We start from the raw sequence: 26351 nt of genomic DNA, 5'->3' as shown, positions 1-26351 counted from the left end.
CCTCAGCGCTCCCGCTCGGCGGCGGCCTGGGTGTCCTCGCGCAGCACGTTCACCAGCTGCTCCAGGTCCTCGGGCACGGGCGCCGTGCAGCGCACCGCCTCGCCGGTCACCGGATGCGAGAACTCCAGCGTCTGCGCGTGCAGCGCCTGGCGCTTGAAGCCGCGAAGCGTGGCGATCAGGTCGTCGGTGGCGCCCTTGGGCAACTTGAGCGGGCCGCCGTACAGCGGATCGCCGACGATGGGGTGCTTCAGGTGCGCCATGTGCACGCGGATCTGGTGGGTGCGCCCGGTTTCCAGGCGGCATTCCAGCAGCGTGTGGGCGCGGAAGCGTTCGCGCAGGCGGAAGTGCGTGACGGCGTCACGGCCGTCTTCGCGCACGGCCATGCGGATGCGGTCGCGCGGGTGCCGGTCGATGGGCGCATCCGCGGTGCCGCCCGACACCAGCGAACCCACCACCACGGCCAGGTACTGGCGGTGCACCTCGCGCGAGGACAGTTGTTCGATCAGGGCGGTGTGCGCCTGCAGCGTGCGCGCGACCACCATGACGCCCGAGGTGTCCTTGTCGAGCCGATGCACGATGCCGGCGCGCGGCAGCGTGTTGAGCGAGGGGTCGTGGTGGAGCAGCGCGTTGACCAGCGTGCCGGCCGGGTTGCCCGCACCCGGATGCACCACCAGGCCCGCCGGCTTGTTGACCACGATGACGTGCTCGTCCTCGAAGAGGATGTCGAGTGCGATGTCCTCGGGCTCGGAATGGGTCTGCACGTCCAGGGTGGCCTGGAGGGTGACGGTCTCGCCGCCACGTACCGGATCGCGCGGGCGGACCTCCCGGCCGTCGAGCCGGGCGTCGCCGGATTTGATCCAGGCGGCCAGACGGGACCGGGAGAAATCCGGGAAAAGTTCGGCCAGGACCGCATCGAAACGGCGGCCGGCGGCGCTGTCCGGGACGATGGCCTGGAGGGGATTGGCGGAGCTTGGCGGGACCGGAGGCATCGGAGGGGAAGGATTCAGGGCGGACGCGTGGGGACTGCTATTATCCGGTCTTCGTACCTTCGGCGCCCGCCTTTTCCCATGACCCTACGCTCCAAGTCTCTGCGTCTGCTGGCCATGCTGCTGATCGTTGCCTTCGCTGGCGCCGGTTGCAGCCGATTCAAGGACAAGGACGCGGATGAAGGCGTGCCGGTCGAGCAGCTCTACGAAAAGGGCCACCGCTCGATGACCAACGGTAACTGGTCCGGTGCCGAAACCACCTACAAGCGCCTGGTCGCCCAGTACCCGTACGGTCCGTACACGGAGCAGGCCCTGGTCGAGACCGCCTACGCACAATACAAGTCGGGCAAGCACGACGACGCGATCAGCAGCATCGACCGCTTCCTGCGCACCTATCCGACGCACAAGAACACCGCGTACATGTACTACCTGCGCGGCCTGACCAATTCCAGCCGCGACACGGTGTTCCTGCAGAAGGTCTGGAGCCTGGACGCCAGCCGTCGCGACCTGGCCACCCCGCTGCAGGCGTTCAACGACTTCTCCATCGTCGCCGACCGCTACCCGAACAGCCGCTACGCCGCCGACGCCCGCGAGCGCATGCGTGGACTGCGCGACATGTTCGCGCGCCACGAGCTGGACACGGCCCTGTACTACCTGCGTCGCGGCGCGTACGTGGCGGCCAGCGAACGCGCCCGCTTCCTGCTCGAGACCTATCCGCAGAGCAAGTACCAGAACGACGCCGTCGCCACGCTCGCTGCCGCCTACGAAGGCCTGGGCAACGAGTCGCTGGCTGCCGACGCCAAGCGCGTGTTGCAGCTGAACGATCCGAACCATCCGTTCCTGGCGGGCAAGTGGCCTGACTACCCCAGCAACTGGCGCAAGCTCAACCCGTTCGCGGGTGAGAAGTCGGCGCTCGACAACCGCTGACCCGCACCAACGCCGAACGTCGAAACGCCGCCCACCGGGCGGCGTTTTTCGTTGGAGGAATCAGACGCGCGGCACGCGCCGCGCGAGGATCAGCCGCTGTAGCCGTTGCTGATCGGATAACGTCGCTCGCGCCCGAATGCGCGGCGCGACACCTTCGGGCCCGGCGCGGCCTGATGGCGTTTCCATTCGCTGATGCGCACCAGACGCAGCACCCGATCAACCGTGCCGGCATCGAAACCGGCGCGCACGATCTCGTCGCGCGACTGCTCCTGATCCACATAGCGCAGCAGGATGGCGTCGAGCACATCGTAGGCCGGCAGCGAATCCTGGTCCTTCTGGTTCTCGCGCAGCTCGGCCGAAGGCGGACGGTCGATCACGCCTTGCGGGATCACGCGGTCGCCGACCGTGTTGCGCCAGCGCGCCAGCGCGAAGACCTCGGTCTTGTACAGATCCTTCAGCGGGGCATAGCCGCCGCACATGTCGCCGTAGATCGTGGCATAGCCGACGGCGTACTCGCTCTTGTTGCCGGTGGTCAGCAACAGGCCGCCGAACTTGTTGCTCATCGCCATGAGCAGCGCGCCGCGCGTGCGCGACTGCAGGTTCTCCTCGGTGACGTCGACCGGCCGATCGCCGAAGTGCTCCGCCAGCGCGTCCAGATACCCCTGGAACGGTTTTTCGATCGGCAGCGTCAGCAGGCGGACGCCCTGCACGCGGCACTGCTCCTCGGCCAGGTCGTTGGACAGACCTGCGGTGTAGCGTGACGGCATGCGCACCGCGGTGACGTTGTCCGCGCCCAGCGCGTCCACCGCGACCGCCAGCACCAGCGACGAGTCGATGCCGCCCGACAGGCCCAGCCAGATCTTGGTGAAACCATTCTTGCGGCAATAGTCCTGCGTGCCGCGCACGACCGCGCGCCAGGCCAGTGCATCGCGGCTTTCGTCGCCATCCTCCACCCACTGCAGCGGCGAGAAACGGCGCGAATCGGGATCGAACTCCACCACCAGCCACTGGTCGGTGAAGGCGGCCGCGGCCGGATGCACGGTGCCGTCGCCATCGGCCACGACCGAACCGCCGTCGAACACCACCGCGTCCTGTCCGCCGACGAGGTTGAGGTAGACCAGTCCGACGCCGGTCTCCTGCACGCGGCGCGCCATGATCTCGTCGCGCTCGGCGTGCTTGTCGCGTTCGAACGGCGAGGCATTGGGCACCAGCACCAGTTCGGCGCCCTTCGCCACCGTGCTCGCCAGCGGTTCGGCGAACCACAGGTCCTCGCAGATGATCAGGCCGACCTGCACCCCATCCACGTCGAACACGCAATCCTCGCGGTCGGGGTCGACGTCGAAGTAGCGGCGCTCGTCGAACACGGCGTAGTTGGGCAGCTCGCGTTTGCGGTAGGTGTGGGAGATGTGGCCGTCGCGCAGCACGCTGGCGGCGTTGTAGACCACGCTGCCGGCCGCCTGCGGCCAACCGACCACGGCCACGATCCCGCGCGTGCTGGCCGCCAGATCTTCGATCGCCGCCTGGCAGTCGGCCAGGAACCCCGGGCGCAACAGCAGGTCCTCCGGCGGATAGCCGCTGAGCGCCAGCTCGGGGAACAACACGATGTCGGCGCCGAACTCGTCGCGCGCCTGGGCGATCATCGTCGCGATGCGTTCGGCGTTCTGGTGCACCGCTCCCACCGGGAAATCGAACTGCGCGAGGGCGATGCGAAGCGGCTGACTCATGGCGGCGCAGGTTCCGTACGACGTTGGCCGCCAGTATCGGACTTTGCCCGCGGCATGAAAACCGCGTCGTCCGGCCCGTGTGGCGCTAGTGCAACGGTGCCGCGGACGCGCGCCAGCGGGCCGGATCGGCCAGGTACACGCGCGCGAACTGGCGCGCCGCGTGCGTGGAGACGTGGTTGGAGTCCCAGAACAACGCATAGCCGTCCCGCGCCGCGGGGCAGCGTTCCGGGCCACAGAAGAACTCCGCCGGATCGATCAGCTCCACGTTCGGGTGCCGCGAAGCGATCTGCCGGAACACGCTCCACACGCGGGCGGCCAGGCGATCGTATTCCTGGCGCGGCATCGCGCAGCGTGGTTCGTCCTGCGCCGACAGGCAGCGCGGCGCCGGCGCCTCCAGCGCGGGCAGCGGCCCCATCAGCACCACTTTCTTCGTGTGGGGAGCAATCTCGTCCACGGCCTGCGCGATGCCCTGTTCGAACGATTCCGGACTTTGCGGCCGCATGCCATTGGCCGGACGCGTCTGGAAATACAGCAGCCAGCGTCCCGCCAGGATCACTTCGTCGGGGGTCTTCTGGCGGACGTAGTCAGCCGCCAGCGCGTTGAAGCGCCGGCAGTTGTCGCGATGCCGCGGAAAGTCGGCGCGCCAGGTGTCGAAATTGCTGATCGGCGGGCACGAGTCCAGCGTGAAGCTGGCTGCCGCGGTCGCCGATGCGGTGGCCACCGACCACGCGAACGGCTGCCATGCGAGCGCGTGCGAATCGCCCCACAGGACGATGCTGGCCGGCTTCGCCGGGTTGGAGTTGCACGCGGCCGGCTGCAGGTGGTCGATGTCCGCATCCAGACCGAAATGGCAGGTGCTCATGTTCGCCGGACGATCCAGTGCCGCGGTCGCCTGCGGGCCGGTCGGCGTCGGCAGTGGCGCAGGCGTCAGCGCCTGGCCGACGCCCACCAGCGCCAGCGCCAACACCGCCGATGCCCCTGCTCCCACCGCCACCGTCCGCCGTTGCGACGTCGCCCCTGGGGGGCGGCGTCGGAACGGCGTCTCGATGTACCGGTGACTGCCCCAGGCCAGCACGATCGCGATGGCGCACGCACCCAATCGCGCCGCCAGCGACGGCTCGAGCGTCGTCACGCGCAGGATCGCGAGCAGCGGCCAATGCCACAGATACAACGAGTAGGAAATCAGGCCGAAGAAGACCATCGGCCGCGCACCGAGCAGCGCGCTGGCACCGTGAAGCCGCGCACCGTCGTGCAGGCTCCATATCAACACCGCCGAACCGAGCACGACCGGCAACGCCCCCACGCCCGGGAAATGCATCGGACTGCCCAACACCATCGCCGCGACGACGGTGCCCAGGCCGGTCCAGGCCAGAGCCGTGGCCAACTGCGGCTGCAGGCGGCCGCGTGGCGCGGTGGCCACCAGTGCGCCCGCCGCGAATTCCCAGAACCGTGCCGGCATCTGGTAGAAGGCGATCGAGGGACGGATCTGGATCCAGTGTTCCGCCAGCAGCAGCGAAACGACGCTGGCCCCGACCAGCACGCTCACCAGGCCGCGTGTACCGCGCCGCGCCATCCACAGCAGCAGCAAAGGCAACACGAGGTAGAACTGTTCTTCCACACCCAGCGACCACAGGTGCAGCAATGGCACCTCGTCGGTCGGCATGTCGAAGTAATCGCCTGTATTGGCCTGGAAGTAGACGTTGGCCACGAACAACAGCGAAGCCGCCGCCGAGCGCAGCAGGTCGCGATGAGCGTCTTCGGGAATCAGCCACAGGCCGGCCAGCACGGTGGCCAGCACCACCACGCCCAGCGCCGGCAGCAGGCGGCGCATCCGGCGCGCGTAGAAGGCGGTCAGATCGAGCGTGCCGGAGCGGTGATGTTCGAGCAGCAGCAGCGAGGTGATCAGATAGCCCGAGATCACGAAGAACACATCGACGCCGAGGAACCCGCCCGGCAACCATGCGGGCTCGGCGTGGAACAACACGACGCCCAGAACGGCGATCGCGCGCAGTCCGTCGATTTCCCGCTTGTATTGCAGAGCCGACATGCCCCCTCCCCGGGGCCAAGATACAGAAAACCCGCGCTGCGTTGCCGCAGCGCGGGTCTCGTTTCAGGCCGCCGATGGCGCGGAAATCAGCCCTTCAGGCGCTTGGCGATCGCCGCGCCCAGGTCGCCCGGCGACTTCACCGTGGTGACGCCGGCCTTTTCCATCGCGGCGAACTTGCCTTCCGCCGTGCCCGAGCCGCCCGAGGCGATCGCGCCCGCGTGGCCCATGCGCTTGCCCTTCGGGGCCGAGGCGCCGGCGATGAAGCCGACCACCGGCTTGGTCACGTGCTTGGCGATGTACTCGGCGGCTTCTTCTTCGGCCGAACCACCGATTTCGCCGACCATGATGATGCCCTGGGTCTGCGGATCGTTCTGGAACAGCTTCAGCGCGTCGATGAAGTTGGTGCCGTTGATCGGGTCGCCACCGATGCCGATGCAGGTCGACTGGCCCAGGCCGACGTCGGTGGTCTGCTTCACGGCTTCGTACGTCAGCGTGCCCGAACGCGACACGATGCCGATCTTGCCCGGCATGTGGATGTGGCCCGGCATGATGCCGATCTTGCACTCGCCCGGCGTGATCACGCCCGGGCAGTTCGGACCGACCAGCACGGTGTCCGGATAGCCCTTCAGCACGTTCTTGGCGCGCAGCATGTCCAGCACCGGGATGCCCTCGGTGATGCACACGATGACCTTGATGCCCGCGGCGGCCGCTTCCATGATCGCGTCGGCCGCGAACGGCGGCGGGACGTAGATGACGGACGCGTCGGCGCCGGTGGTCTTCACGGCCTCGGCGACGGTGTTGAACACCGGCAGGTCGAGGTGCTTGGTGCCGCCCTTGCCCGGCGTGACGCCGCCGACGACCTGGGTGCCGTACTCGAGCATCTGCTGGGCGTGGAAGGTGCCCTGCGAGCCGGTGAAGCCCTGGACGATGACCTTGGTGTTCTTGTTGATCAAAACGGACATGTCATCAGCCCCTTACTTGCCGGCGACGGCCGCAACGGCCTTCTTCGCGCCATCGTTGATGTCGTCGGCCGGGGTAATGGCCAGACCCGAGTTCTTCAGCAGTTCCTTGCCGGCTTCGACGTTGGTGCCTTCCAGGCGCACGATCACCGGCACCTTGACGTCGACTTCCTTCACCGCGGCGATGATGCCCTCGGCGATCATGTCGCAGCGGACGATGCCGCCGAAGATGTTGACGAAGATCGCCTTCACCTTGTCGGACGACAGGATCAGCTTGAAGGCCTCGGTCACGCGCTCCTTGGTGGCGCCGCCGCCGACGTCGAGGAAGTTCGCCGGCTCGCCGCCGTTGAGCTTGATCACGTCCATGGTCGCCATCGCCAGACCGGCGCCGTTGACCATGCAGCCGATGTTGCCGTCCATCGTGACGTAGTTGAGGTCGTGCTGGCTGGCCAGCACCTCGGTCTCGTCTTCCTGGCGGATGTCGCGCATCGCCACCAGTTCCGGATGGCGGAACGAGGCGTTGTCGTCGGAATCGACCTTGCCGTCGAGCACGGCGAGGTCGCCGTTGGTGAGGATGGCCAGCGGGTTCAGTTCGACCAGCGCCAGGTCCTTCTCGTTGAACAGCTTGTACAGGCCCAGCATGATCTTGGTCAGCTGGTTCACCTGCTTGGCGTTGAGGCCCATCGCGAAGCCGAGGTCGCGGCATTCGAACGGCTGCAGGCCCTGCACGTAGTTCACGTGCAGCGCGTGGATGGCTTCAGGCTTCTCGGCGGCCACCTGCTCGATGTCCATGCCGCCTTCGGCCGACGCGATGAAGGTGACCGACTTGGTCGAGCGGTCGACCAGCACCGACAGGTACAGCTCCTTGGCGATGTCGGTGCCCTCGGAGATCAGCACCGCATCGATCGGCAGCTCGACGCCGGCCGTCTGGTAGGTCGCCATCTTCGTGCCGAGCATCGCGGCCGCGTACTGCTTCACCTCGTCGTACGACTTGGCCAGCTTGACGCCGCCGGCCTTGCCGCGGCCGCCCGCGTGGATCTGCGCCTTCACGACCCACAGGTCGCCCGGAATGGTCTTGGCAGCCGCGACGGCCTCGTCCGGAGTGCGGGCCACGCGCCCGGTCGGCACCGCGATGCCGTATTCGGCAAACAGCTGCTTTGCCTGGTATTCGTGAAAATTCATGCGTCCACCGAGGGGAGTGATAAGAATCCCCGCGGCCTGGTGCCAGTCCGGGTGCCCATGGGGACCCGTCCGGCCGTGCGCGAGGGGGCCGTATTGTCGCCGATCCGCGCGGCCCGGGCAAAACGGCCGGTCCCCTGGGCGGCGTCGATGCGCCCGCGGGCCGTCACTTTGCCGATTCGGGCGGCATGGCGGGGCGCCGACTGGCGACGGACTCCCGCGCCCGTCCATACTCGTCGGGCATCCTTCACGCCGGGCCCCGCCGCTTGCCGTCCGTTCTCGCCCCGATCGACGCCGCCGACGCCGACCGCGCCCTGCGCCGCGAACTCTATTTCTTCACGCTCTACCGCCTGTTCGAGGCGGCGCTGCTGGTGTTTTTCCTGTTCGGCCCGGTCACCGGCCTGATCGAACCGCTGCGGCATGCGCTGCTGGCGCGCTCCATCGCCCTGTCCTATCTCTTCATAGCCGCCCTGCTGTTCGTATTCGGCCGGCAGGGCGAACTGCGCAGCCAGACGTTGACCGGCATCGCGGCCGACCTGTTCTTCGGCATCCTGGCCATGCACACCATGCCCGCCGCCGGCACCGGCGTGGCGCTGATGCTGCTGTTCAACGTGGGCGCGGCGGCGTTGCTGCTGCCACCGCGCTACGGCTTCGGCGCCGCGATCGTGGCGGTGGTGGGCCTGTTCGGCGAATACGCGTGGAGCCTGCTGGAAGTCGATGGCCAGTCGCGCACGCTGGCCGAACCGATCATGTTCTCCGTCGGGTACATGGCCATCGCAACGCTGACCAGCATCCTGGGCCGGCAGATGCGCGACAGCTACGACCTGGCCGAGCGGCGCGGCGCCGAGGCGGCGCACCTGGGCGAGATCAACGAACTCATCATCCGCCGGTTGCGCACCGGCGTGCTGCTGGTGGATCGCGGCGATCGCATCCGCCTGGCCAACGAGGCCGCGATGCTGCTGCTGGGCGATGCCGGCGAAAGCGTCGACCTGCACGGCCATCGCAGCCTCGCCGTCGCCGCGCCGGAGCTGGCGCGCCGACTGGAGCGCTGGCGCCAGGACGGCAGCCACAACGACAGCCCGCTGCAACTGGCGCCCGACCTGCCCGAAGTCGTGCCGCGCTTCACGCGGTTGCTGGCCGGCAGCGAGCAGGTGCTGATCTTCCTTGACGACACCTCGCTGCTGTCGCGCCACGCCGAGTCGATGACGCTGGCAACGCTGGGCCGCTTCTCGGCCAGTCTCGCGCACGAGATCCGCAATCCGCTGGCGGCCATCAACTACGCGGTGCAGCTGCTGGAGGAATCCGACGACGTGCCCACCGCGGAGCGGCGGCTGCTGGAAATCATCCGCCAGCAGGGCATCCGCATGAACGGCATCGTCGAGAACGTGCTGGGCATGGCGCGGCGCGAGCCCGCGAAGCCCGAACACGTCGAACTGGTGGGCTTCTCGCGGCTGTTCGTCGAGGATTACCTGGCCAGCCATCCGCTCGATCTGGACACGCTGCGCGCCACCGGCAACGTCGCGCGCCTGCCGGTGCTGATCGACCCGCGCCAGCTGCACCAGGTGCTGACCGTGCTGGTGCACAACGCGCTGACGTACGGGCGCATGCCGGGCGAACCGGCGCGCGTGACCGTGCATGTGTACCCGGACGACGCGGGCCTGCCCTGCATCGACGTGCTGGACCGTGGACCGGGCATTCCCGAGTCGGTGGCCTCGCGGCTGTTCCGCCCGTTCTTCACCACGTCCAGCCACGGCACGGGATTGGGGCTGTACATCGCGCGCGAACTGTGTCGCGCCAACCAGGCCACGCTCGACTACGTTCCGATGCCGGGTGGTGGCGGCTGTTTCCGCATCCGCCTGATCGGCAGCCACACGCTGCTGGCTTCCTGAATGCGCGATGCGCCAGAACGTGCTTGGCGCTCCACGCAACCTTAAGTTATCGTGAAGGCCGGAGGAAAGGATGGCTGAAACACGTAGTGCATTGGTGGTCGACGACGAACGCGACATCCGCGAACTGCTCGTCATGACCTTGGGCCGCATGGGCCTGCGATGCGACACCGCCTCCACGCTCGGCGAAGCGCGCAGCCAGCTGTCGCGCAATCGCTATGACCTTGCGTTGACGGACATGCGCCTGCCTGACGGCTCGGGCATGGACCTCGTCGCCGAGATCAGCCAGAAGCATCCGGACACGCCCGTCGCCATGATCACCGCCTTCGGCAACGTCGAAGCGGCGGTCGAGGCGTTGAAGGCCGGCGCGTTCGACTTCGTCGCCAAGCCGGTCGACCTGGCCGTGCTGCGCGATCTGGTCCGCCATGCGCTGGACCTCAACGAAGCCCGCAAGAGCGGCGCCGTGCCGCAGGCCGATGCGGTCGCCGCGCGCCTGTACGGCCAGTCGCCGGCCATGGGGCAGCTGCGCCAGACCATCGGCAAGGTGGCGCGCAGCCAGGCACCGGTCTACATCGTCGGCGAGTCCGGCACCGGCAAGGAACTGGTCGCCCGCACCATCCACGCCGAAGGCGCGCGCTCCACCGGCCCGTTCGTGCCCGTCAACTGCGGCGCGATCCCGGCCGAGCTGATGGAAAGCGAGTTCTTCGGCCACAAGAAAGGCAGCTTCACCGGCGCCCACGCCGACAAGCCCGGCCTGTTCCAGACCGCCGACGGCGGCACGCTGTTCCTGGACGAAATCGCCGAGCTGCCGCTGGCCATGCAGGTCAAACTGCTGCGCGCGATCCAGGAAAAGTCGATCCGCCCGGTCGGCGCGAACAGCGAAATACCGGTGGACGTGCGCATCCTGTCGGCCACGCACAAGGACCTTGGCGCGCTGGTGGCCGATGGCCGCTTCCGCCAGGACCTCTACTACCGCATCAACGTGATCGAACTGCGCGTGCCGCCGCTGCGCGAGCGCCAGGACGATCTGCCCGGCCTCGCCGCCAAGGTGCTGCAGCGCCTGGCTGCCACGCAGGGACGCCCCGTGCCGCTGCTCAGCAGCGACGCGCTCGCCGCACTGCGCAGCTATGCGTTCCCGGGCAACGTGCGCGAGCTGGAGAACATCCTCGAACGCGCGCTGGCGCTGGCCGAAGGCGACACGCTTGCCGCCGAGGACCTGCGTCTGCCGCAGGTCGCATCGTCGACGCAGCCTGCGCCGGTCGCCGCGTCGGCACCCGCTTCGCAGACCACCGCAGGCAACGCGACGCTGGCCGTTCCGGGCCAGCCGATGATGGCCATCGACCCGCGCACGCTGAATCCGCGCGACACCGCCAGCAGCCCCCTGCCCTCGTACATCGAAGAGATCGAGCGCGCCGCGATCCAGCAGGCGCTGCAGGAAAACCGTTACAACAAGACGCGCACCGCGGCGGCCCTGGGCATCACGTTCCGCGCGCTGCGCTACAAGCTGAAGAAGCTCGGCATCGACTGACCCTCCCGGCAAGGGAGGGTCGCTTCCAACTCACGCCTCCTGCGGCGGCCGTCAGCGGCCGCCGGCAGCCGCGTTCTTCGCGGGTTCGTCCGCCCACGCGAGTAGGTAGCTGCGCACGGGACCCAGCGCGGCGGAGGGTTGGAGATCGCGCCCGAAGTCGCGCTCGTTCGCCGACACCTGCGTTTGCGAGCCCGTGCCGATGGCGCCCAGCTGTGCGATCACCAGCACGTGTTCGCGCGCGTGGGGACTCAGCTGGGACACGTCGGATCGACGGAGGAGCGCCACGGCGTCGCGGTTCATCGCAGCCACGTCGCGCGAGGCGGCAGCGGCGTAGACCTGCAGCAGCGCCTGCACCAGTTCCGGCTGCTTCGGCACATCGATCCACGCCGGATGGATCCACAGGCCTTCCTGTTCCGCCGGGGGCAACAGGCCAAGGCTGCTGTCCGCCAGTCTGGAGGCCAGGTCAGACCAATAGGTCACCTGCTCCGGTGTGATCACGCGCGCGGACGCTTCCTGCAATGCCCCGACGCGACTGGCCAGCTCGGGCACTTCCGCCAGCTGGCTCGCATCGCGACCGATCAGCGCGTGGCGCATCGCCGCCGCCGTGCGGATGCCCGTCGAGAAGCGGGACGTGTCCGCATCCAGCGCATGCAGTGGCACGTGCACCTGCCGACCGTCGAGGATGTCGAGCACCGGCATGCCGTTGTCCACCAGACCGACCAGCGTGTCGGCCAGCTCCCGCTTGAAGCGGCTGCGCGGCGCGTTCAACGCCACCGTGGGGTAGAAATCCGAGTACGGCGTCGCGCCCTGATTGCGGACGAACGCCTGCAGGACGCGCGGCCCACCCACCCGGCGGATGGCGAAATCCGTTTCGCTCGCCAGACCCACGCGCTTCAGCTCCGACGCGAGCGGTTCCTGCCGGATCGCCGACCAGTCGGGTTTGGCTGCCTTGCCCTTGTGCGCGACGAAGATCAGATCGTTCGTGTTGGTGACGTACACCTCGGTGTTCGGGAATTCACCGATCAACGCCGCCACCATGGTGGACAGCAGCTGATCGTTGAGTTCGTAGGTGTACAGCCACTGGACGAGGATGCCGTCGTCTTGCAGATGCCGCCTGATGAAGCCGTAGAACTCCTGCGTGAACAGGCTGGCGACGCCGCTCACCCACGGGTTGGACGGCTCCGACACGATCACGTCGTAATGGCGATTGCCGGTGGAGAAGTAGGTTCGCGCATCATCGAACCGCACGTGCGAGCGCGGATCGTCATACGCACGCGACACGCGAGGGTGGAACAGTCGGGCACCCTCGTACATGGCCGGCTCGATCTCGACCGTTTCGATGGACTGCACGCGCGGACTGCCGGCGAGCGTGTGCGTCGTCAGGCCAGAACCCCAGCCGATCACCGCGATGTTCCGCGGGTTGGGATGGTGGATGTACGGCAACGCGCCGGCCATCACCATGGTGATCTCGTCGGGCGTTGGCGATTCGCGCGGATCCATCATCAGCGACGCGTCGGGCTTGCCGTTGGTGGCGATGAGCGCGGCGCCGCTGCTGTGCGCCGAGACCGAGACCGTGGCGGTCTTGCCGTCGCGCAGGTACGGAACCGTCATGCCCGCCGGCGCAGCGGTGCTTCCGTTGCGGAACACGCCCGACACCTGCTCGAGCGGATCGATGCGTCCACCGTAGGTGACCACGAGCAGGGCCACCGCGGTCGCGGCACCGCCCAGCACATAGCCCACGGTGCGCCGCGCCGGACTCACCGCACGGATCAGGTACAGGCCCAGCGCCGCGTCGGCGATCGCCGCCAGCATCACGCTCAGGCGCACGCCGATCACCGGCGTGAGCACGTGCATCATCAGCAGCACGCCGACGATGGCGCCCAGCGTGTTCGCCGCGTAGACGCGACCGATGACCTGCTCCCCACCGCCCTTGTTCAACAGCGCCAGCGTGAACAGCGGCAGCGTCATGCCGGCGAAGAACGCGGCCGGGAACATCACCAGCAACGAAACCACCGCGCCGCCGAGGTTGAACAGCGTGTAGCCGCCGTCGGTGCGCGCGAGCGCCTGCATCATCCAGCCGACCCACTGGAACGACTGCGAGAACGCCACGATCGACAGCAGCGCCGAAACGCCCATCAGGATCTGCGCGCCGCCCGCATACGCGATCACGTCCCGGATGCGCGGCGAACGCTTGCGCACCCACAGCCCACCGAACGCCAGGCCCAGGATGAAGGCGGCCAGCATCAGTTCGAAGGAATGGATCGTCGTTCCCAGCGCCTGGTTGAGCAGACGCACCCAGCCGATCTCGTACACGAACGAGGTCGCACCGGTGACGAAGGCCGATACCAGCAGGATCTTCGACAGACGCGGGAACGACTCATCGGCCGTCGTGGCCTGCGGTGTCGCGACGCGGGCCTGGACCGGGTCACGCCCGCGCGTTTTCCAGACGCCCCACGCGATCGCGGCCACCACGATGTTCAGCGCGCCTGCGGTCAGGATCGTGCCGGGCATGCCGACCAGCGGCAGGATCAGGAACGTCGTCAGCAGCGCGCCGATCGCCGCACCGATGCTGTTGCTGAAGTACAGGCCGCCCAGCACTTCGCCGACGCCTTCTTCCTGCGCGCGCAGCAGGCCTGCGCTGAGCAGCGGGAACGTGGCGCCGAGCAGGATGCACTGGGGCAGGATGAGGATCGATGCCGTCAGCCACTGGTAGACGTGCGCCATCGTCGCACTGGAGAACATCGGCAACACCGTCTGCTGCGAGACGTCGGTGTAGGCGACGAACAGGCCATGGAACACCAGCCCCATCACGCCGATGGCCAGTTCGATCAGCGCGTACGCGAGGATCAGATGCCGCCAGCGTTGGCTCCAGCGGCTGGCCAGCCACGCCCCCAGCGCCATGCCGCCCATGAAGATCGCAAGCACCAGCGTCTGCGCGTAGGCGGCGTGCCCCAGGACCAGTCCCAGGTAGTGGGACCAGATGGACTGGTAGATCAGGCCCGCGATGCCCGACAACACGAACAGCAGCAACAACACGAACGAAAGCCGTGAAGCCCTCAACATCGACATGCCCCGAAATCCCCGAAAATCTCCGTCATCTATAGCGCAACCGCGCACCGGAAGGGGATCGGACGGACCGATTGGTGACCTGGGACACTGCGCGACGCGTCCACGCCTACGGCATCGGCCCATTTCTTGCGTGGAATGAGGACGTGCAGGCAGCCCGCTTCGGCCTGCCCGCCCACCCAAAGTGCCCGCCTCATCGAAAACCGGCACTGCGTCACGACCGTGGACTCCTTGCGCCCTCGGCGGTCGTTTGCCAGCCATCCGGGTCACAATGCGCCCCTCGCCTGAGCCGCCGCATCAAAGTGACGCAAATGGTCACGTTCGAATCCCTCTGACCTTCTGTGTCAGGCGGTCTGGGCAAACGTCTGAAAGAGATCGTGACCTCATCTCCAGTTCAGCGCGGGTGGAGCGACAAATGCTCATTGGCACGGCTTATGCGTGTACCTTATCGGCACGTGCAGGTGAGCACGGCTGCCCGAGGACCGGATACGCCGGCCCACAGGCACGTGAAGTTCAACACTCCTAGGGGAAATCGCAATGAAGAAGCAGCAAGGCTTTACCCTCATCGAACTGATGATCGTCGTCGCGATCATCGCCATCCTGGCCGCCATCGCTCTGCCGGCCTACCAGGACTACGTGGCCCGCTCGCAGGTCACCGCCGGCCTGGCCGACATCCGTGGCGGCGTGACGGCGTTCGAAGAAATCGTCAACAAGGGCACGCCGACGACCTACGGTCTGCCGGAGCTGGGCCTGCAGCAGACCACCACCCGTTGCGCCGTCGCGATGACCCCGGGCGCCGCAGGCACCATCACCTGCACCCTGAAGGGCAACCCGAAGGTCGCCAACAAGGTCGTGACCCTGACCCGCAGCTCGACCAGCGGCGCCTGGGCTTGCACCGTGACCGGCAGCCTCGACGCGAAGTACCTGCCGTCCGGCTGCAACTGATCGCTGCGTCTGCTTCACGGAAAACCCCAGCGCAAGCTGGGGTTTTTCTTTTTGTGGAACCGCACACGTTGGCACGCATTGTGCTTGGTTAAGGTGACTGCCCAGGGGGGACTTACCAGATGCGTACCGAGAAGGGATTCACGCTGATCGAATTGATGATCGTGGTGGCCATCATCGCGATACTGGCCGCTATTGCGATACCGGCCTACCAGGACTACACGATCCGCAGCCAGCTCACGGCCGGCCTGTCGGAGATCACCGGTGGCAAGTCCACCTTCGAATCACAGGTGGTGGCCAACAGCGCGACCACGTTCAACGTGCAGGACATCGGCCTGCAGTCGACCACCCCGCGTTGCGCCATCAGCATGTCCCCGGGCGCGACCGGGTACATCCGCTGCACGCTGAAGGGGCATCCGCTGATCGCAGGCAAGATGATCGAGATCGCCCGCAACACCACCGGCCTGTGGGCCTGCCATGTTTCCTCGCAGATCGCGCAGAAGCATCGCCCCGAGGGTTGCACCTGATTCACGCGGCTTTGCGCCGCTCGCACTGGTCATTCGTGAATGCACGTTCGTCGTAAATCGCTCCTGCTGTCGCTCCTGCTGGCTTTCCTCACCGCCGCCATTCTCGCGCCGGGTCTGAGTGGCGGGTTCCTGCTCGACGATTTCCCGAACATCGTCACCAACACCCGCGTGCATGCGCAGTCCCTCAACTGGGACTCGCTGGTGAAGGCGGCGTCGGCCTATCAGGCCGGCAGCTACGGCCGCCCTCTCGCCACCATCAGCTTCGCCATCGACTACAGCATCGGCGGCAAGGACCCCTGGGTCTTCAAGCTGAGCAGCCTGCTGGTACACGTAATCAACGCGCTGCTGGTGTTCTGGCTGGTGCGCAGGTTGTTCTCGCTCGATTCCGACGGAAAGCAGCGTGGCATCGCCGCGGCGTTCGCCGTGTCGCTGATCTGGGCCATCCACCCCATCCAGGTGTCGTCGGCGCTGTACGTCGTGCAGCGGATGGAAACCCTGTCGCTGACGTTCGTGCTGCTTGCGCTGCTGGCCTACCTTCGCGGGCGCGTGCTGCAGCAAAGCGGCGATCGGCGCGGCTGGCTGTGGCTGGGCGGCTCGGCACTGCTCGCAGGCGTTGGCATGCTGGGCAAGGAAACGGCTGCGCTGTTTCCCCTCTACACACTGGCACTGGAATTGACGGTGCTCGGTTTCAGGGCCGGCAATCCGCTCACGACGCGCACGCTCAAGTGGGCGTATGCGCTCGGCCTGGGCGCGGCGCTGCTGGTTTTCGTGTTCGCGGTGCTTCCGCCGTACCTGGCGCCGCATGCGTTCGATGGCCGCGACTTCACCCTCTACGAGCGCCTGCTCACGCAATGCCGCGTGCTGTGCCTGTACCTGGGCCAGATCCTGCTGCCGCTGCCGTCGAGCCTGACCTTCTATTACGACAACTACGCCAAGTCCACGGGCTGGCTGAGCCCGCCGACCACGCTGCTGTGCGCGCTGCTGCTTGTCGCCCTGCTGGCCGGCGCATGGCGCCTGCGCCGGACCATGCCGTACCTCGCGCTGGGCATCCTGTGGTTCTTCGCTGGCCACGCCCTGACCAGCAACGTGTTCAACCTGGAACTGGTGTTCGAGCACCGCAACTACTTCGCGCTGCTGGGCGTGCTGCTGGCGCTCGCCGAGCTGGTGCGCCTGGTGCCCTCGCCCGACGGCCCGACGCTCAAGCGCACCGCCGTGGCCGCCGTCGTGGTCGGTTTCGGTTTCCTGGCGCTGCTGCGCGCTTCGACGTGGGGCAACCAGCTTCACCTGGCCATGGATCTGGTTGCGAAAAACCCCGCCTCCACGCGCGCCAGCAGCGATCTGGCCACGCTGTACATCGCCCTGTCGGGCAGCGATCCCAATTCGCCCTTCTTCGACATGGGACGCCAGGAGTTCGAACGCGGCTCGCGTCTTCCCAACGCCTCGCCGCTTCCGGAACAGGGCCTGATCCTGATGGCGGCCACCACTGGCCAGCCGGTCGATCCGGCATGGTGGGACCGCATCATCCACAAGGTGCGCACGCGTCCTGTCGGCACGCAGGAAATCATGGCCGTCGCCGGCCTCATGCAGCAGCGCTATCGCGGCATCGAGCTGGACGACCGACGCCTGTCGGAACTCTACGGAACGTTGCTCGACCGCGCGCCCATGCCCGCCTCCATGTACGCGCAGTACGGCGATTTCGCGCTGAAGTACCTGAAGGACGAAGCGCTCGCCGACCGGATGTTCGTCGCGGCCATCGAACGCAATCCCAAGGACGACGCCTACGCGCAGCAGGTGCTCGGGACGCTGGTGGAAGATGGCCACGTCCGCCAGGCGAAGGCCGTGATGGAACGCGCCCACGCGATCGGGCTGATCCAGAACAAGGGCGGCTAGTCGCCGCCTTCGCGAGTTGCGCGCTTCAGTACGTTTTCCAGCGTGTCCGCCAGCGCATCCCAGGTGACGGGAGCGAGCGTCGCACCGGGCTGCGTCGCCGCGAGGCGCTCCGACAACTTCGCGGCCAGGGCCTGGTCATCGCCGGGCGGGAACAGGCTGCCGTCGTCGAAGGACAAACGCGCGCCGACGTCGCCCACGTTCGCGGCGACCACCGGCGTACCGCACGCGATCGCCTCCTCCAGCTTCATCGGATAGCAGTAGCGACCGAACGCACTGTCGCGGTTGCACACGACGGCGACATCCAGCGCCGAAATGAACCGTGGAACCGCGTGCTGCGGCAGCACGCCCAGATCGATGGCCCGTGGATGCGGATGACGTCGTGGCGACCCGTCGCGCGGCCCTGCATAGGCAAGCCACAGGGTGTCGTGCCGTTCGGCCAGACGTTCGAAGGCGCGGAACAGGTCATCGATGCCGCGGTGCCGGGTGAGCGCACCCGCCGTGCCGATGATCTTCGCCTGTTCGGGAAGGCCCAATGCCCTGCGCGCGGCGACACGGTCGTGCGGATGGAACACGCCCGGGTCGACCCCGTTGCCCAGCACGATCACCTCGCCCTGCGGCGCGTACTCGGCGCGTACCTTCTCGCGGAGCGTCGATGTGACCACGGTGACGGCCGCTGCCTCCCGGCAGGCATCGCGCAGGCCACGGCGCAACCCGGGCCAGCGCGTCAGGCCGAAGCTTTCGTAGTTGTCGTAGAGATCGACGACGTAGGGAATGCCATGCCGACGGTGGATACGCCGCGCAAGCACGGCATGGAACGCGTCGGAACTGGCCCAGACGACATCCGGCCGCCACTCCTCCACCAGCGCATCCACCATGGCCTGGTATCGCATCGCTCCGAAGGGCAGCGCGTCGAACGAGTGCCACGTCACACCCTGCGGACTCACCAGGGTTCGCTCACCCTTGCGCCGGTAACTCAATGCGATCGCGCGTACCTCGTGCCCCGCCGCCTGAAGCCGTTCGGGAAGCTCGAAGAGCCGGCCGTAGCGGTCGTCGATCAGGTCCTTCCCTGTATATTGCCGCTTGGAAATCACCAGAATGCGCATTGGGGCGGACAGTCGGGCCAGGGGCGGTCAGGCTGCAAGAGTACGGAAGGTCTCCGTCGAGCGAAACGCTCCCCGCCAGGCCCGCCCACTTTCCAGATCACACTCGACTCGAACGACGTCCATGTCCCACTGCAGTTTCCTGGCTACGGTGCGCGAGTGTGAGCCGACCAAGGCCTGTCGGCACATGACGCCTCCGCTCTCTCTCCCGGAGCCTCGCTCGCTGCTCGAGCTGGGCACCCTCGTCCTTCGCAAGCGCCGCCCCGAATGAATCCCGAACACATCCTCAAGCTGCGCAATGCCGCCAAGCGGGCCAGCCTCGGCGGACGCTTCATGCTTCCGCTGCGCGTGTTGCGCCGCGCATTCCAGGGGGCCGCCGGCACGGTGCGCATCGGAGATTTCGATGGCGACCTGGGGATCGACCTGCGCCTGTCCGAGCACATGCAGAGCCGCATCTTCTGGATGGGCTATTACAACCGGGAAGTGGTCGCGACGCTGAACCAGCTGCTGCAGCCAGGCATGACGTTCATCGACATCGGCGCGAACATCGGAGAAGTGTCGATGATCGCAGCCAAGCGCGTCGGTGCGCAGGGTTCGGTCATCGCCTTCGAACCGGTGACACACCACGCGGACCGTCTGCAGCGACACCTGTCGGACAACGCGCTCGACTGGGTCCGGGTCGAACGGATCGCGCTGGGCGACCGCACCGGCGAACAGGTCATGTACGACCCGGCCGGCGCGGACAACCCGCACGATGAGAACTTCGGGCTCGGCAGCCTGTTCGGCGGCGAGGACGCGTCCGCGATCGGAACGGTCGAGGTGACCACGCTCGATGCGTACCTCGTGCAGAACCCGGTCCAACGACTGGATCTGATCAAGATCGACATCGAAGGCGCGGAGCTGCCCTGTCTGGTGGGTGCGCGCGAAACCATCTCCCGCTACCTGCCGCATCTGATCGTCGAGGTGCAGGCCGCCTCCGCGCGCGCAGCGGGGTATGAGCAGAGCGCGATCCTCGAGGAACTCGCAACGCACGGTTACACGTTCCGCCGCCTGACCATCGCCGGCGCCACCGACCCCGTCGAGGTGGGCACGCTGCACGAGTACCAGAACGTCCTGTGCGTTCCACCCGCGCGGACACCGACGCGTACGCCATGAAGGTCGCGATCGTGATGAGCCGCCTGTCCAACGGCGGCCTCGAACGCGTCCAGTCCCATCTTGCACACGCATTCGCCGCACGCGGTGTCGACACCGTCGTCGCGGCCGGACGTGTGCTCCATCGCCACTCTGGTGATTTCCCCGACGCGGTCGAGGTGATCGAGATCGCCCGGCCGGGACGTTTCGCGTTTCCGTTTGGCCTGTATCGCTTCCTTCGACAGACCCGGCCCGACTGCCTGTTCACCAGTTCCAACGACGTGGCGTGCATCGCGGTGGTGCTCAAGCGCCTGTGCTTTCCGCGTATGCGCGTGATCGCCACGCACCACCTGTCGCTGTCCGGACCGATCGAGCGCGCCACGGGATGGCAGCGCGTGAAACTGCTGGTCGTGCGCACACTCATGCGGGCACTGCTGGGCCGTGCCGATGGCCATGTCGCCGTCACGCAGGAGGTCGCTTCGGACGTCTCGGCGCAGACCGGACTGGATCCCGCGCACATCCGGGTGATCCACAACCCGATCATCGGCGATGACTTCACTTCGCGCGTGGCCGAAGCCGCGCCCGCATTGCCCTGGCCGGGGCCGGTGATCGTCTTCGCCGGACGGCTTGCGCCCGAGAAGCGGATCGACCTGCTGGTGGATGCGTTCGAAACGTTGCCGCCTTCGCACGATGCGCGTTTGCTGATCGTCGGTGATGGACCGCAGCGCGCTGCGCTGGTGCAGCGCCTGGCGCAACCCGCGTTGAAGGGGCGGTGCTTCCTCACCGGTTTCGTCGCGAACGTCTTTCCGTGGCTCGCCGCCAGCGACGTGCTGGTGCTGCCTTCCGACTACGAAGGCTTCGGCAACGTTCTGGTGGAAGCCATGGCCTGCGGCATCCAGGTGATCTCCACGGATTGCCCGCACGGTCCGCGCGAGATCCTCGACAACGGCAGGCATGGCCAGCTGATTCCCACCGGCGATGCGACCGCGCTGCGGGATGCGCTGGAACGGACGCTTTCCGGCCAGGTGCGTTTCGATCCGGCGCAGCTGCGCGCACGTGCGGCGGAGTTCGGTATCGACCGCGCGGCGCAGGCGTACCTGGAGATCGCCAGCGCGGGTGTTGTTCCTAGGACTGCGGACTGACCGCCACGTCGCGTGACGCCGCACGACGCAGCGTAGGCAACGCCAGGCTCCACGTCACCATCGCCAGGAACGCTTCGGTGCAGACGATCACGGTGACCGCGCCCATGACGCCACGCGATGGAATGAGCCAAAGCGCCAGTGACGTCATCAGGGCCAGGGCGAAGGCGTCGATGGCGATGCGCGCCCCTCGGCGTCCGTACGTCACCAGCACGTGGCCACCCAGCTGGCGCAGCCCGTAGAAGGGAATCATCAGACCGATGCCACGCACGACGTCGACCGACGATCCGAACTGCGCGCCCAACATCCAGGGCAGCAGCGGCGCCATCCACCAGACCATCGCGGCCGCGATCACCCCGAAGCCCAGGATGGCGATCAGCGAATAGCGCATGAGTCCCTGGTCGCTGCCGCCCAGGCCGCCATGCCGGAACATGCGCGGCGACATCGCCATCACCAGGGAATCCATCGGCAGCGCGACGAGCGATGCGAAACGATAGGCAGCGGCGTAAAGGCCCGATGCCTCCGCACCGCCGAGTCGCAAGGTCAGGGCCTTGTCCCACGAGGTCATGGCGATACCGGTGAACCAGACCGCGCTGAATGGCAGGCTCTCGCGCAGATCGCTCCACGACAGGCCGGTGGACACGCGCCGAGGGCGGAGCACCATGCGCACGGCGAGCACGCTGAGCATCGCGGCCAGCATGGACGACGCCAGATGGAACCACAGGTACGAACCCAGTCCATCGCCCGCACCCAGTGCGAGATACGCCAGCAACGCAACCAGCCTCAACGCCCCACCGAGCGCAGGCAACGCGGCCGACCAGCCGATCCGCTCGTGCGCCGCGAAGGCGTAGGCGGACGCCGAGACGAACGGATAGGCCGCCACCTCGGACAGTGCGATCAGCCACGCAAACTCCGCGCGCGTCTGCGGGAACATCGTGCAGGCGACAGCGACCAGGCACAGCGCCATCACCAGGCCGCTTCCGGAATAGGCCAGCAACGCCTTCTTCCAGTACGCGCTGAACTGGTCCGGCGCCATGGCGACGTGACGGCACAGCAGATAACCCGTGCCCAGCCCGGAGAACCCGGCCGCCGCAGTGGCAAGCCCGGCGATACCGGCGAAAACGCCGTATCCGTCCACGCCGAACGTCCGCGCAGCGATCACGACCCACACGGCCAGCGCTGCCATGCGGCAGACCTGCCAACCCAGCGCGAGGACCGTGCCTTGCGCAAGGCGCCCGCGCGGCAACTTGCGGACGATGCGACCCAGCTGCGAGCGCAGGTCAGTCATGCCCACGTCCGCGTTCGGCCAGTCGTGCAAGTCCGTCGCCGTAGTCCCGTGCAACGTATTCCCAGTCGAACGCCTGCTTCAGCCCATCCAGCGATGCCGCGTGCGTGCCCTCGCGCAGGCGGCGCAGTACTGCGTTGGCAATGGCGTCGGCTTCGCTCTCGATCACGTCCACCATCGAAGGCATCGCGGCCTGTACATCGGCGACCGCGCCGACGTCGCCCAGGATCACAGGGCAGCCACACGCCAGTGCCTCGATGGCCACCAGCCCGAGGCCTTCCTGGTCGCCATCGGCGGCGCGCACGAAGGGTGCCACCAGAACGGCCGCACGTGCGTAGAACGAAGGCAGGCGTTCCTGCGGCATGGCGCCGGCGAAGGTCACCCGCTCCTGCACGCCCAGCCGATGCGCCTGATCGCGACGCTCGGACTCTTCCGGCCCGAACCCCACGACGGTCAGGTGCGCATCGGGTTCGGCGCGAAGAATGGCGGGCATCGCATCGATGAGATGGCGCAGCCCTTTCTTTTCGACCAGTCGGCCCACGAACAGGAGTTCGGTGCGCGATCGAGGCACGTTGTCGTCCGCAACGAAACGGCCGGCGAGGTCCACGCCCATCGACCGGACCGTGGTGCGCTCCTTCGGCGCACCCAGGGCCAGGACGGCGGGAAGCATCGATCGGCTGACGACGGTGATCCAGTCCGCGCGTCGGGCCACGAAGCGCTTGAGGCGGGTCGGCGCGGGCCCTCGCAGCGTGAACAGGTCCGCGCCATGCGAGGTCACGGCCAGGCGCGGCGCATTCGGTATCAGGCCGCGGCTCAAAGCGGCCATGAGGCCCTGCGGCACCAGCCAGTGCGCATGCACCACCGCGGGCCGATATCGGACGACAGCCCACAGCGTCGCGATGACGGAAGACAACAGGAAGCCGGGAACCAGCAGCCACTTCCATGCGCTGCGCTTGAGGTTTCCACCGATGCCGCCGTCGTTGACGAGCGTCTGCAATCTCGTCGGCGCGTAGCGGAAGCGCCGCACGTCGACTCCGTCCATCACCTCGTCCGTTCGCGCGCCCGGCGCATGCGGCGCGATCACGCGCACATCGAAGCGATCGACCAGCCGCCGGCACAGCTCGTGCACGAATCCGGGCTCGGGATCGTCCGGCCAGCGGGGATACGTGGAGGCCAGTACGAGCAACCGCGGTCGTTCGCTTCGATCCGGGCCTGCCTTCATTGCGCGCTCCCCGCAGCGAGCGACATGCCCGCCCGCGAGTGCGGGAAGGCGTCGCGCCTCACAGGCGGACCGAGCGCGTGTAGGTCAGCGAGGTGATCTGTTCGGAGACCAGGCCGATCAGGAACACGATCACCGACGCGCTCAGCAGCAGCAGGCTCATGTTCGTGAAGCGGTGCATCGTCGCGAACGTGTAGGCGTAATGGCCCGCGCCCAGCAGGAAGAACACGATCGCCGTCGGCGCGAACAGCTTCAGCGGCGAATACAGCGTGGCGATCTTGAAGATGATCAGCAGGAAGCGGATGCCGTCCTTGATCGGACGGATGTGGCTGTTGTTGCCGATGCGCTTGGCCACCGGGATGGGCACGTAGGCCACCGGGTAGGCGCTGCGGAAGAACGCCATGGTGCTGGTGGTCGGGTAGCTGAAGCCGTTGGGCAGCAGGTGCAGGAACTCGCGGAAGCGCTCCGCGCGGACCGCGCGGAACCCGGAGGTGAGGTCCAGGATCGCGTGGCCCGTCATCCAGCTCGCCAGGCGGTTGTAGAAAGCGTTGGCGAAGCCGCGGTGCAGATTGGCCTGCCCGGAGCCGTCACGCGCTCCCACGGCCATGTCGTACCCCTCGTCCAGCTTGTCCAGCAGCAGGCCGATATGGGCCGGATCGTGCTGGCCATCGGCGTCCATGAACACGATGACCTCGCCGGTGGCCTCCCGTGCGCCGCGCTTGATGGCCGCGCCATTGCCCATGGAGTACGGTGAGGACAGGACCCGGGCACCGTGCTCCGCGGCGACGGCCGCCGTGGTGTCGGTGGAGCCGTCGTCGACCACGATGATCTCGGCCTGGGGCCACTGCTCACGCAGAGCAGGCAGTGTCCGACTCAGGCCGGCGGCCTCGTTTTTAGCAGGCAGTACGACGGAAACGCGCATTTCTCTCCCCTTTGCCACAGAGTAGGCGAAAAGGGGGTCCCCCAGAAGGTGCAGGCGTCGCCATTCCGCCTTAACAGGGCGTCCGGCGTGTGCGCAAACGTGCGCCGCGTCCGCTCCAACGCCATGGCTTTGAGGTACAGTCGGTTCGGGGAAATACAGGGGGTTCCATGAGCACAGTCGCCACTGCCAATCTGGTGGGGATCACCGGCATTGCCCGGCGCCTGGTGCTGGACGGCGCGCTGGAAGATACCGTCGCGCGCCAGGCCCTGGCCACCGCCACGGCCCAGAAACAGCCGATCACCGCCTATCTCGCCGAAAAGCGCCTGGTCACGCCGGCCCAGCTGGCGGCGGCCAACTCGGTCGAGTTCGGCGTCCCGCTGCTGGATGTGTCCGCGTTCGACCCCGCCCAGTCGGCGATCAAGCTGGTCAGCGAGGCGGCGATCCGCAAGCATTCGGTGCTGCCGCTGTTCAAGCGCGGCAACCGCCTGTTCCTGGGCGTGTCCGACCCGACCAACTCGGCGGCACTGGACGAGATCAAGTTCCAGACCAACTTCGCGATCGAGCCGATCCTGGTCGACGAGGACCGCCTGCGCCGCGCCATCGACCAGTGGCTGGAGGCGAGCGACTCCCTCGCCGACACCATGGGCGACCAGGAAGGCCTGGAAAGCCTCGACGTCAGCGGTGGCGAAGCCGATCTCACCAACGACACGGGCGTGGACGTCAAGACCGACGACACGCCGGTCGTGAAGTTCGTCAACAAGGTGCTGGTGGATGCGATCCGCAAGGGCGCCTCGGACATCCACTTCGAGCCGTACGAAAGCGAATACCGCGTCCGCCTGCGCATCGACGGCCTGCTCAAGCAGATCACCAAGGTGCCGCCGAACCTGCAGGCCCGCATCGCCGCGCGCCTGAAGGTCATGGCGCAGCTGGACATCGCCGAGAAGCGCGTGCCGCAGGACGGCCGCATCAAGCTCAACATCTCCAAGACCAAGCAGGTCGACTTCCGCGTCAGCACGCTGCCCACGCTGTTCGGCGAGAAGGTGGTGCTGCGTATCCTCGACGGCAGCGCGGCCAAGCTGGGCATCGACAAGCTGGGTTACGAGGACGAACAGCGCGCCCTGTACGAAGCAGCGCTGGCCAAGCCTTACGGCATGATCCTGGTGACCGGCCCGACCGGCTCGGGTAAAACCGTCTCGCTTTACACCGGCCTGAACATCCTCAACCAGGAACAGCGCAACGTCTCCACGGTCGAGGACCCGGTCGAAATCCGCGTGCCGGGCATCAACCAGGTGCAGATGAACGCGAAGAAGGGCATGACCTTCGCCGCGGCGCTGCGCAGCTTCCTGCGACAGGACCCGGACGTGGTGATGGTCGGCGAAATCCGCGACCTGGAAACGGCCGAGATCGCGGTCAAGGCCGCGCAGACCGGTCACCTGGTGCTCTCCACGCTGCACACCAACGACGCCCCGCAGACCATCTCGCGTCTGATGAACATGGGCATCGCGCCGTACAACATCACCTCGTCGGTGACGCTGATCATCGCGCAGCGACTGGCGCGTCGCCTGCACGACTGCAAGCGCGAAGTGCACCTGCCCGAGCACGCCCTGCTGGCCGAGGGCTACTCCCACGAGGAAGTCGCCGCGGGCATGAAGATCTACGAGCCGGTCGGCTGCTCTGACTGCACCGAAGGCTACAAGGGTCGTACCGGCATCTACCAGGTGATGCCGATGACCGAGAAGATCCAGTCGATCGTGCTGGAAGGCGGCAACGCCCTGCAGATCGCCGAAGCGGCCTTGCAGTCGGGTGTCAACGACCTGCGCAAGTCCGCGCTCGTGAAAGTGAAGAACGGCGTCACCAGCCTCGCCGAAATCAACCGCGTAACCAAGGACTAAAC

Annotated in this window: 19 protein-coding genes; 9 read left to right on the top strand and 10 right to left on the bottom strand. The window is 67.3% G+C overall.

Going from position 1 to position 26351, the window contains the following annotated elements; translation table 11 throughout:
* Positions 1–2: 2 nt before the first annotated feature.
* Positions 3–989 carry a 23S rRNA pseudouridine(1911/1915/1917) synthase RluD gene (rluD, locus tag QLQ15_RS07945; protein ID WP_283212284.1) on the bottom strand — a complete coding sequence of 329 codons (987 nt, stop codon included), beginning with the start codon at positions 987–989 and terminating at the stop codon, positions 3–5.
* A gap of 78 nt (positions 990–1067) precedes the next feature.
* On the opposite strand from rluD, the gene QLQ15_RS07940 reads away from it, so the two are divergent.
* Entirely contained in the window at positions 1068–1913 is an 846-nt protein-coding gene (locus tag QLQ15_RS07940) for an outer membrane protein assembly factor BamD (RefSeq protein ID WP_283212283.1), read from the top strand.
* Positions 1914–2002: 89 nt separating this feature from the next.
* Here the strand turns inward: QLQ15_RS07940 and QLQ15_RS07935 are convergent, their stop codons facing one another.
* The 4 genes from QLQ15_RS07935 to sucC all read right to left on the bottom strand — a co-directional run bounded on the left by QLQ15_RS07935 (position 2003) and on the right by sucC (position 7825).
* Entirely contained in the window at positions 2003–3637 is a 1635-nt protein-coding gene (locus tag QLQ15_RS07935; RefSeq protein ID WP_283212282.1) for an NAD+ synthase, read from the bottom strand.
* 85 nt (positions 3638–3722) lie between these two features.
* The gene (locus QLQ15_RS07930) at positions 3723–5684 is read right to left on the bottom strand and encodes an acyltransferase family protein (RefSeq protein WP_283212281.1); all 1962 of its coding nucleotides are present in this window, start codon (positions 5682–5684) and stop codon (positions 3723–3725) included.
* Between the two features lie 86 nt (positions 5685–5770).
* Positions 5771–6646 carry a succinate--CoA ligase subunit alpha gene (gene sucD, locus QLQ15_RS07925; RefSeq protein ID WP_283212280.1) on the bottom strand — a complete coding sequence of 292 codons (876 nt, stop codon included), beginning with the start codon at positions 6644–6646 and terminating at the stop codon, positions 5771–5773.
* 12 nt (positions 6647–6658) lie between these two features.
* Complete coding sequence (sucC, locus tag QLQ15_RS07920; protein WP_283212279.1) at positions 6659–7825, bottom strand: ADP-forming succinate--CoA ligase subunit beta; 1167 nt, start codon at positions 7823–7825, stop codon at positions 6659–6661.
* 263 nt (positions 7826–8088) lie between these two features.
* On the opposite strand from sucC, the gene QLQ15_RS07915 reads away from it, so the two are divergent.
* Both QLQ15_RS07915 and QLQ15_RS07910 read left to right on the top strand, forming a co-directional pair.
* Entirely contained in the window at positions 8089–9711 is a 1623-nt protein-coding gene (locus QLQ15_RS07915) for a sensor histidine kinase (protein ID WP_283212278.1), read from the top strand.
* A gap of 70 nt (positions 9712–9781) precedes the next feature.
* The gene (locus tag QLQ15_RS07910) at positions 9782–11236 is read left to right on the top strand and encodes a sigma-54-dependent transcriptional regulator (RefSeq protein ID WP_283212277.1); all 1455 of its coding nucleotides are present in this window, start codon (positions 9782–9784) and stop codon (positions 11234–11236) included.
* A gap of 51 nt (positions 11237–11287) precedes the next feature.
* On the opposite strand, the gene QLQ15_RS07905 is transcribed toward QLQ15_RS07910, so the two are convergent.
* Complete coding sequence (locus QLQ15_RS07905) at positions 11288–14305, bottom strand: spermine/spermidine synthase domain-containing protein (RefSeq protein ID WP_283212276.1); 3018 nt, start codon at positions 14303–14305, stop codon at positions 11288–11290.
* A gap of 534 nt (positions 14306–14839) precedes the next feature.
* Between QLQ15_RS07905 and QLQ15_RS07900 the strand changes: the two genes are divergently transcribed.
* From QLQ15_RS07900 to QLQ15_RS07890, 3 genes are all read left to right on the top strand, one after another.
* The gene (locus QLQ15_RS07900; RefSeq protein ID WP_283212275.1) at positions 14840–15247 is read left to right on the top strand and encodes a pilin; all 408 of its coding nucleotides are present in this window, start codon (positions 14840–14842) and stop codon (positions 15245–15247) included.
* Between the two features lie 119 nt (positions 15248–15366).
* Positions 15367–15771, top strand: a complete 405-nt coding sequence (locus QLQ15_RS07895) for a pilin (protein ID WP_283212274.1) — start codon at positions 15367–15369, stop codon at positions 15769–15771.
* Positions 15772–15810: 39 nt separating this feature from the next.
* Positions 15811–17661 carry an ArnT family glycosyltransferase gene (locus QLQ15_RS07890; RefSeq protein WP_283212273.1) on the top strand — a complete coding sequence of 617 codons (1851 nt, stop codon included), beginning with the start codon at positions 15811–15813 and terminating at the stop codon, positions 17659–17661.
* Here QLQ15_RS07890 and QLQ15_RS07885 read toward each other — a convergent pair.
* Complete coding sequence (locus QLQ15_RS07885; protein WP_283212272.1) at positions 17658–18764, bottom strand: glycosyltransferase; 1107 nt, start codon at positions 18762–18764, stop codon at positions 17658–17660. The two genes, QLQ15_RS07890 and QLQ15_RS07885, sit on opposite strands and share 4 nt — an antisense overlap.
* A 264-nt stretch (positions 18765–19028) precedes the next feature.
* Here QLQ15_RS07885 and QLQ15_RS07880 point away from each other — a divergent pair, with 264 nt between their 5' ends.
* Both QLQ15_RS07880 and QLQ15_RS07875 read left to right on the top strand, forming a co-directional pair.
* Entirely contained in the window at positions 19029–19916 is an 888-nt protein-coding gene (locus tag QLQ15_RS07880) for an FkbM family methyltransferase (protein ID WP_283212271.1), read from the top strand.
* On the top strand, positions 19913–21034 hold the full coding sequence (locus QLQ15_RS07875) for a glycosyltransferase (RefSeq protein ID WP_283212270.1): 1122 nt from the start codon (positions 19913–19915) through the stop codon (positions 21032–21034). The genes QLQ15_RS07880 and QLQ15_RS07875 overlap by 4 nt, the downstream gene beginning before the upstream one ends.
* Here the strand turns inward: QLQ15_RS07875 and QLQ15_RS07870 are convergent.
* From QLQ15_RS07870 to QLQ15_RS07860, 3 genes are read right to left on the bottom strand one after another with little or no spacing between them, the layout of a single operon-like run.
* On the bottom strand, positions 21018–22319 hold the full coding sequence (locus QLQ15_RS07870) for a lipopolysaccharide biosynthesis protein (RefSeq protein WP_283212269.1): 1302 nt from the start codon (positions 22317–22319) through the stop codon (positions 21018–21020). The genes QLQ15_RS07875 and QLQ15_RS07870 overlap by 17 nt on opposite strands.
* Positions 22312–23538, bottom strand: coding sequence for a glycosyltransferase (locus QLQ15_RS07865; RefSeq protein WP_283212268.1), 1227 nt, complete (start codon positions 23536–23538; stop codon positions 22312–22314). Before QLQ15_RS07865 ends, QLQ15_RS07870 begins: the two co-directional genes overlap by 8 nt.
* Before the next feature lie 58 nt (positions 23539–23596).
* On the bottom strand, positions 23597–24457 hold the full coding sequence (locus QLQ15_RS07860) for a glycosyltransferase family 2 protein (protein WP_283212267.1): 861 nt from the start codon (positions 24455–24457) through the stop codon (positions 23597–23599).
* Positions 24458–24624: 167 nt separating this feature from the next.
* Here QLQ15_RS07860 and pilB point away from each other — a divergent pair, with 167 nt between their 5' ends.
* Positions 24625–26349 (top strand): type IV-A pilus assembly ATPase PilB, encoded by a 1725-nt coding sequence (gene pilB / locus QLQ15_RS07855; RefSeq protein WP_283212266.1) that lies wholly within the window; start codon positions 24625–24627, stop codon positions 26347–26349.
* Positions 26350–26351 lie beyond the last annotated feature (2 nt).

The sequence above is a fragment of the Lysobacter stagni genome (assembly GCF_030053425.1).
In the GTDB taxonomy this organism is placed as follows: Bacteria; Pseudomonadota; Gammaproteobacteria; order Xanthomonadales; family Xanthomonadaceae; genus Lysobacter_J; species Lysobacter_J stagni.
Note: the sequence above shows the minus strand (reverse complement) of the source record. Positions and strands in the feature narration are given on the sequence as shown.

Excerpts from the sequence above, each read along its gene's own strand:
- QLQ15_RS07890 (WP_283212273.1), top strand. The coding sequence starts at position 15,811 with ATGCACGTTCGTCGTAAATCGCTCCTGCTGTCGCTCCTGCTGGCTTTC.
- QLQ15_RS07860 (WP_283212267.1), bottom strand. The coding sequence starts at position 24,457 with ATGCGCGTTTCCGTCGTACTGCCTGCTAAAAACGAGGCCGCCGGCCTG.
- sucC (WP_283212279.1), bottom strand. The coding sequence starts at position 7,825 with ATGAATTTTCACGAATACCAGGCAAAGCAGCTGTTTGCCGAATACGGC.
- pilB (WP_283212266.1), top strand. The coding sequence starts at position 24,625 with ATGAGCACAGTCGCCACTGCCAATCTGGTGGGGATCACCGGCATTGCC.
- QLQ15_RS07865 (WP_283212268.1), bottom strand. The coding sequence starts at position 23,538 with ATGAAGGCAGGCCCGGATCGAAGCGAACGACCGCGGTTGCTCGTACTG.
- QLQ15_RS07905 (WP_283212276.1), bottom strand. The coding sequence starts at position 14,305 with ATGTCGATGTTGAGGGCTTCACGGCTTTCGTTCGTGTTGTTGCTGCTG.
- QLQ15_RS07885 (WP_283212272.1), bottom strand. The coding sequence starts at position 18,764 with ATGCGCATTCTGGTGATTTCCAAGCGGCAATATACAGGGAAGGACCTG.
- QLQ15_RS07940 (WP_283212283.1), top strand. The coding sequence starts at position 1,068 with ATGACCCTACGCTCCAAGTCTCTGCGTCTGCTGGCCATGCTGCTGATC.
- QLQ15_RS07930 (WP_283212281.1), bottom strand. The coding sequence starts at position 5,684 with ATGTCGGCTCTGCAATACAAGCGGGAAATCGACGGACTGCGCGCGATC.
- QLQ15_RS07870 (WP_283212269.1), bottom strand. The coding sequence starts at position 22,319 with ATGACTGACCTGCGCTCGCAGCTGGGTCGCATCGTCCGCAAGTTGCCG.
- rluD (WP_283212284.1), bottom strand. The coding sequence starts at position 989 with ATGCCTCCGGTCCCGCCAAGCTCCGCCAATCCCCTCCAGGCCATCGTC.
- QLQ15_RS07910 (WP_283212277.1), top strand. The coding sequence starts at position 9,782 with ATGGCTGAAACACGTAGTGCATTGGTGGTCGACGACGAACGCGACATC.
- QLQ15_RS07895 (WP_283212274.1), top strand. The coding sequence starts at position 15,367 with ATGCGTACCGAGAAGGGATTCACGCTGATCGAATTGATGATCGTGGTG.
- QLQ15_RS07875 (WP_283212270.1), top strand. The coding sequence starts at position 19,913 with ATGAAGGTCGCGATCGTGATGAGCCGCCTGTCCAACGGCGGCCTCGAA.
- QLQ15_RS07935 (WP_283212282.1), bottom strand. The coding sequence starts at position 3,637 with ATGAGTCAGCCGCTTCGCATCGCCCTCGCGCAGTTCGATTTCCCGGTG.
- sucD (WP_283212280.1), bottom strand. The coding sequence starts at position 6,646 with ATGTCCGTTTTGATCAACAAGAACACCAAGGTCATCGTCCAGGGCTTC.
- QLQ15_RS07900 (WP_283212275.1), top strand. The coding sequence starts at position 14,840 with ATGAAGAAGCAGCAAGGCTTTACCCTCATCGAACTGATGATCGTCGTC.
- QLQ15_RS07880 (WP_283212271.1), top strand. The coding sequence starts at position 19,029 with ATGAATCCCGAACACATCCTCAAGCTGCGCAATGCCGCCAAGCGGGCC.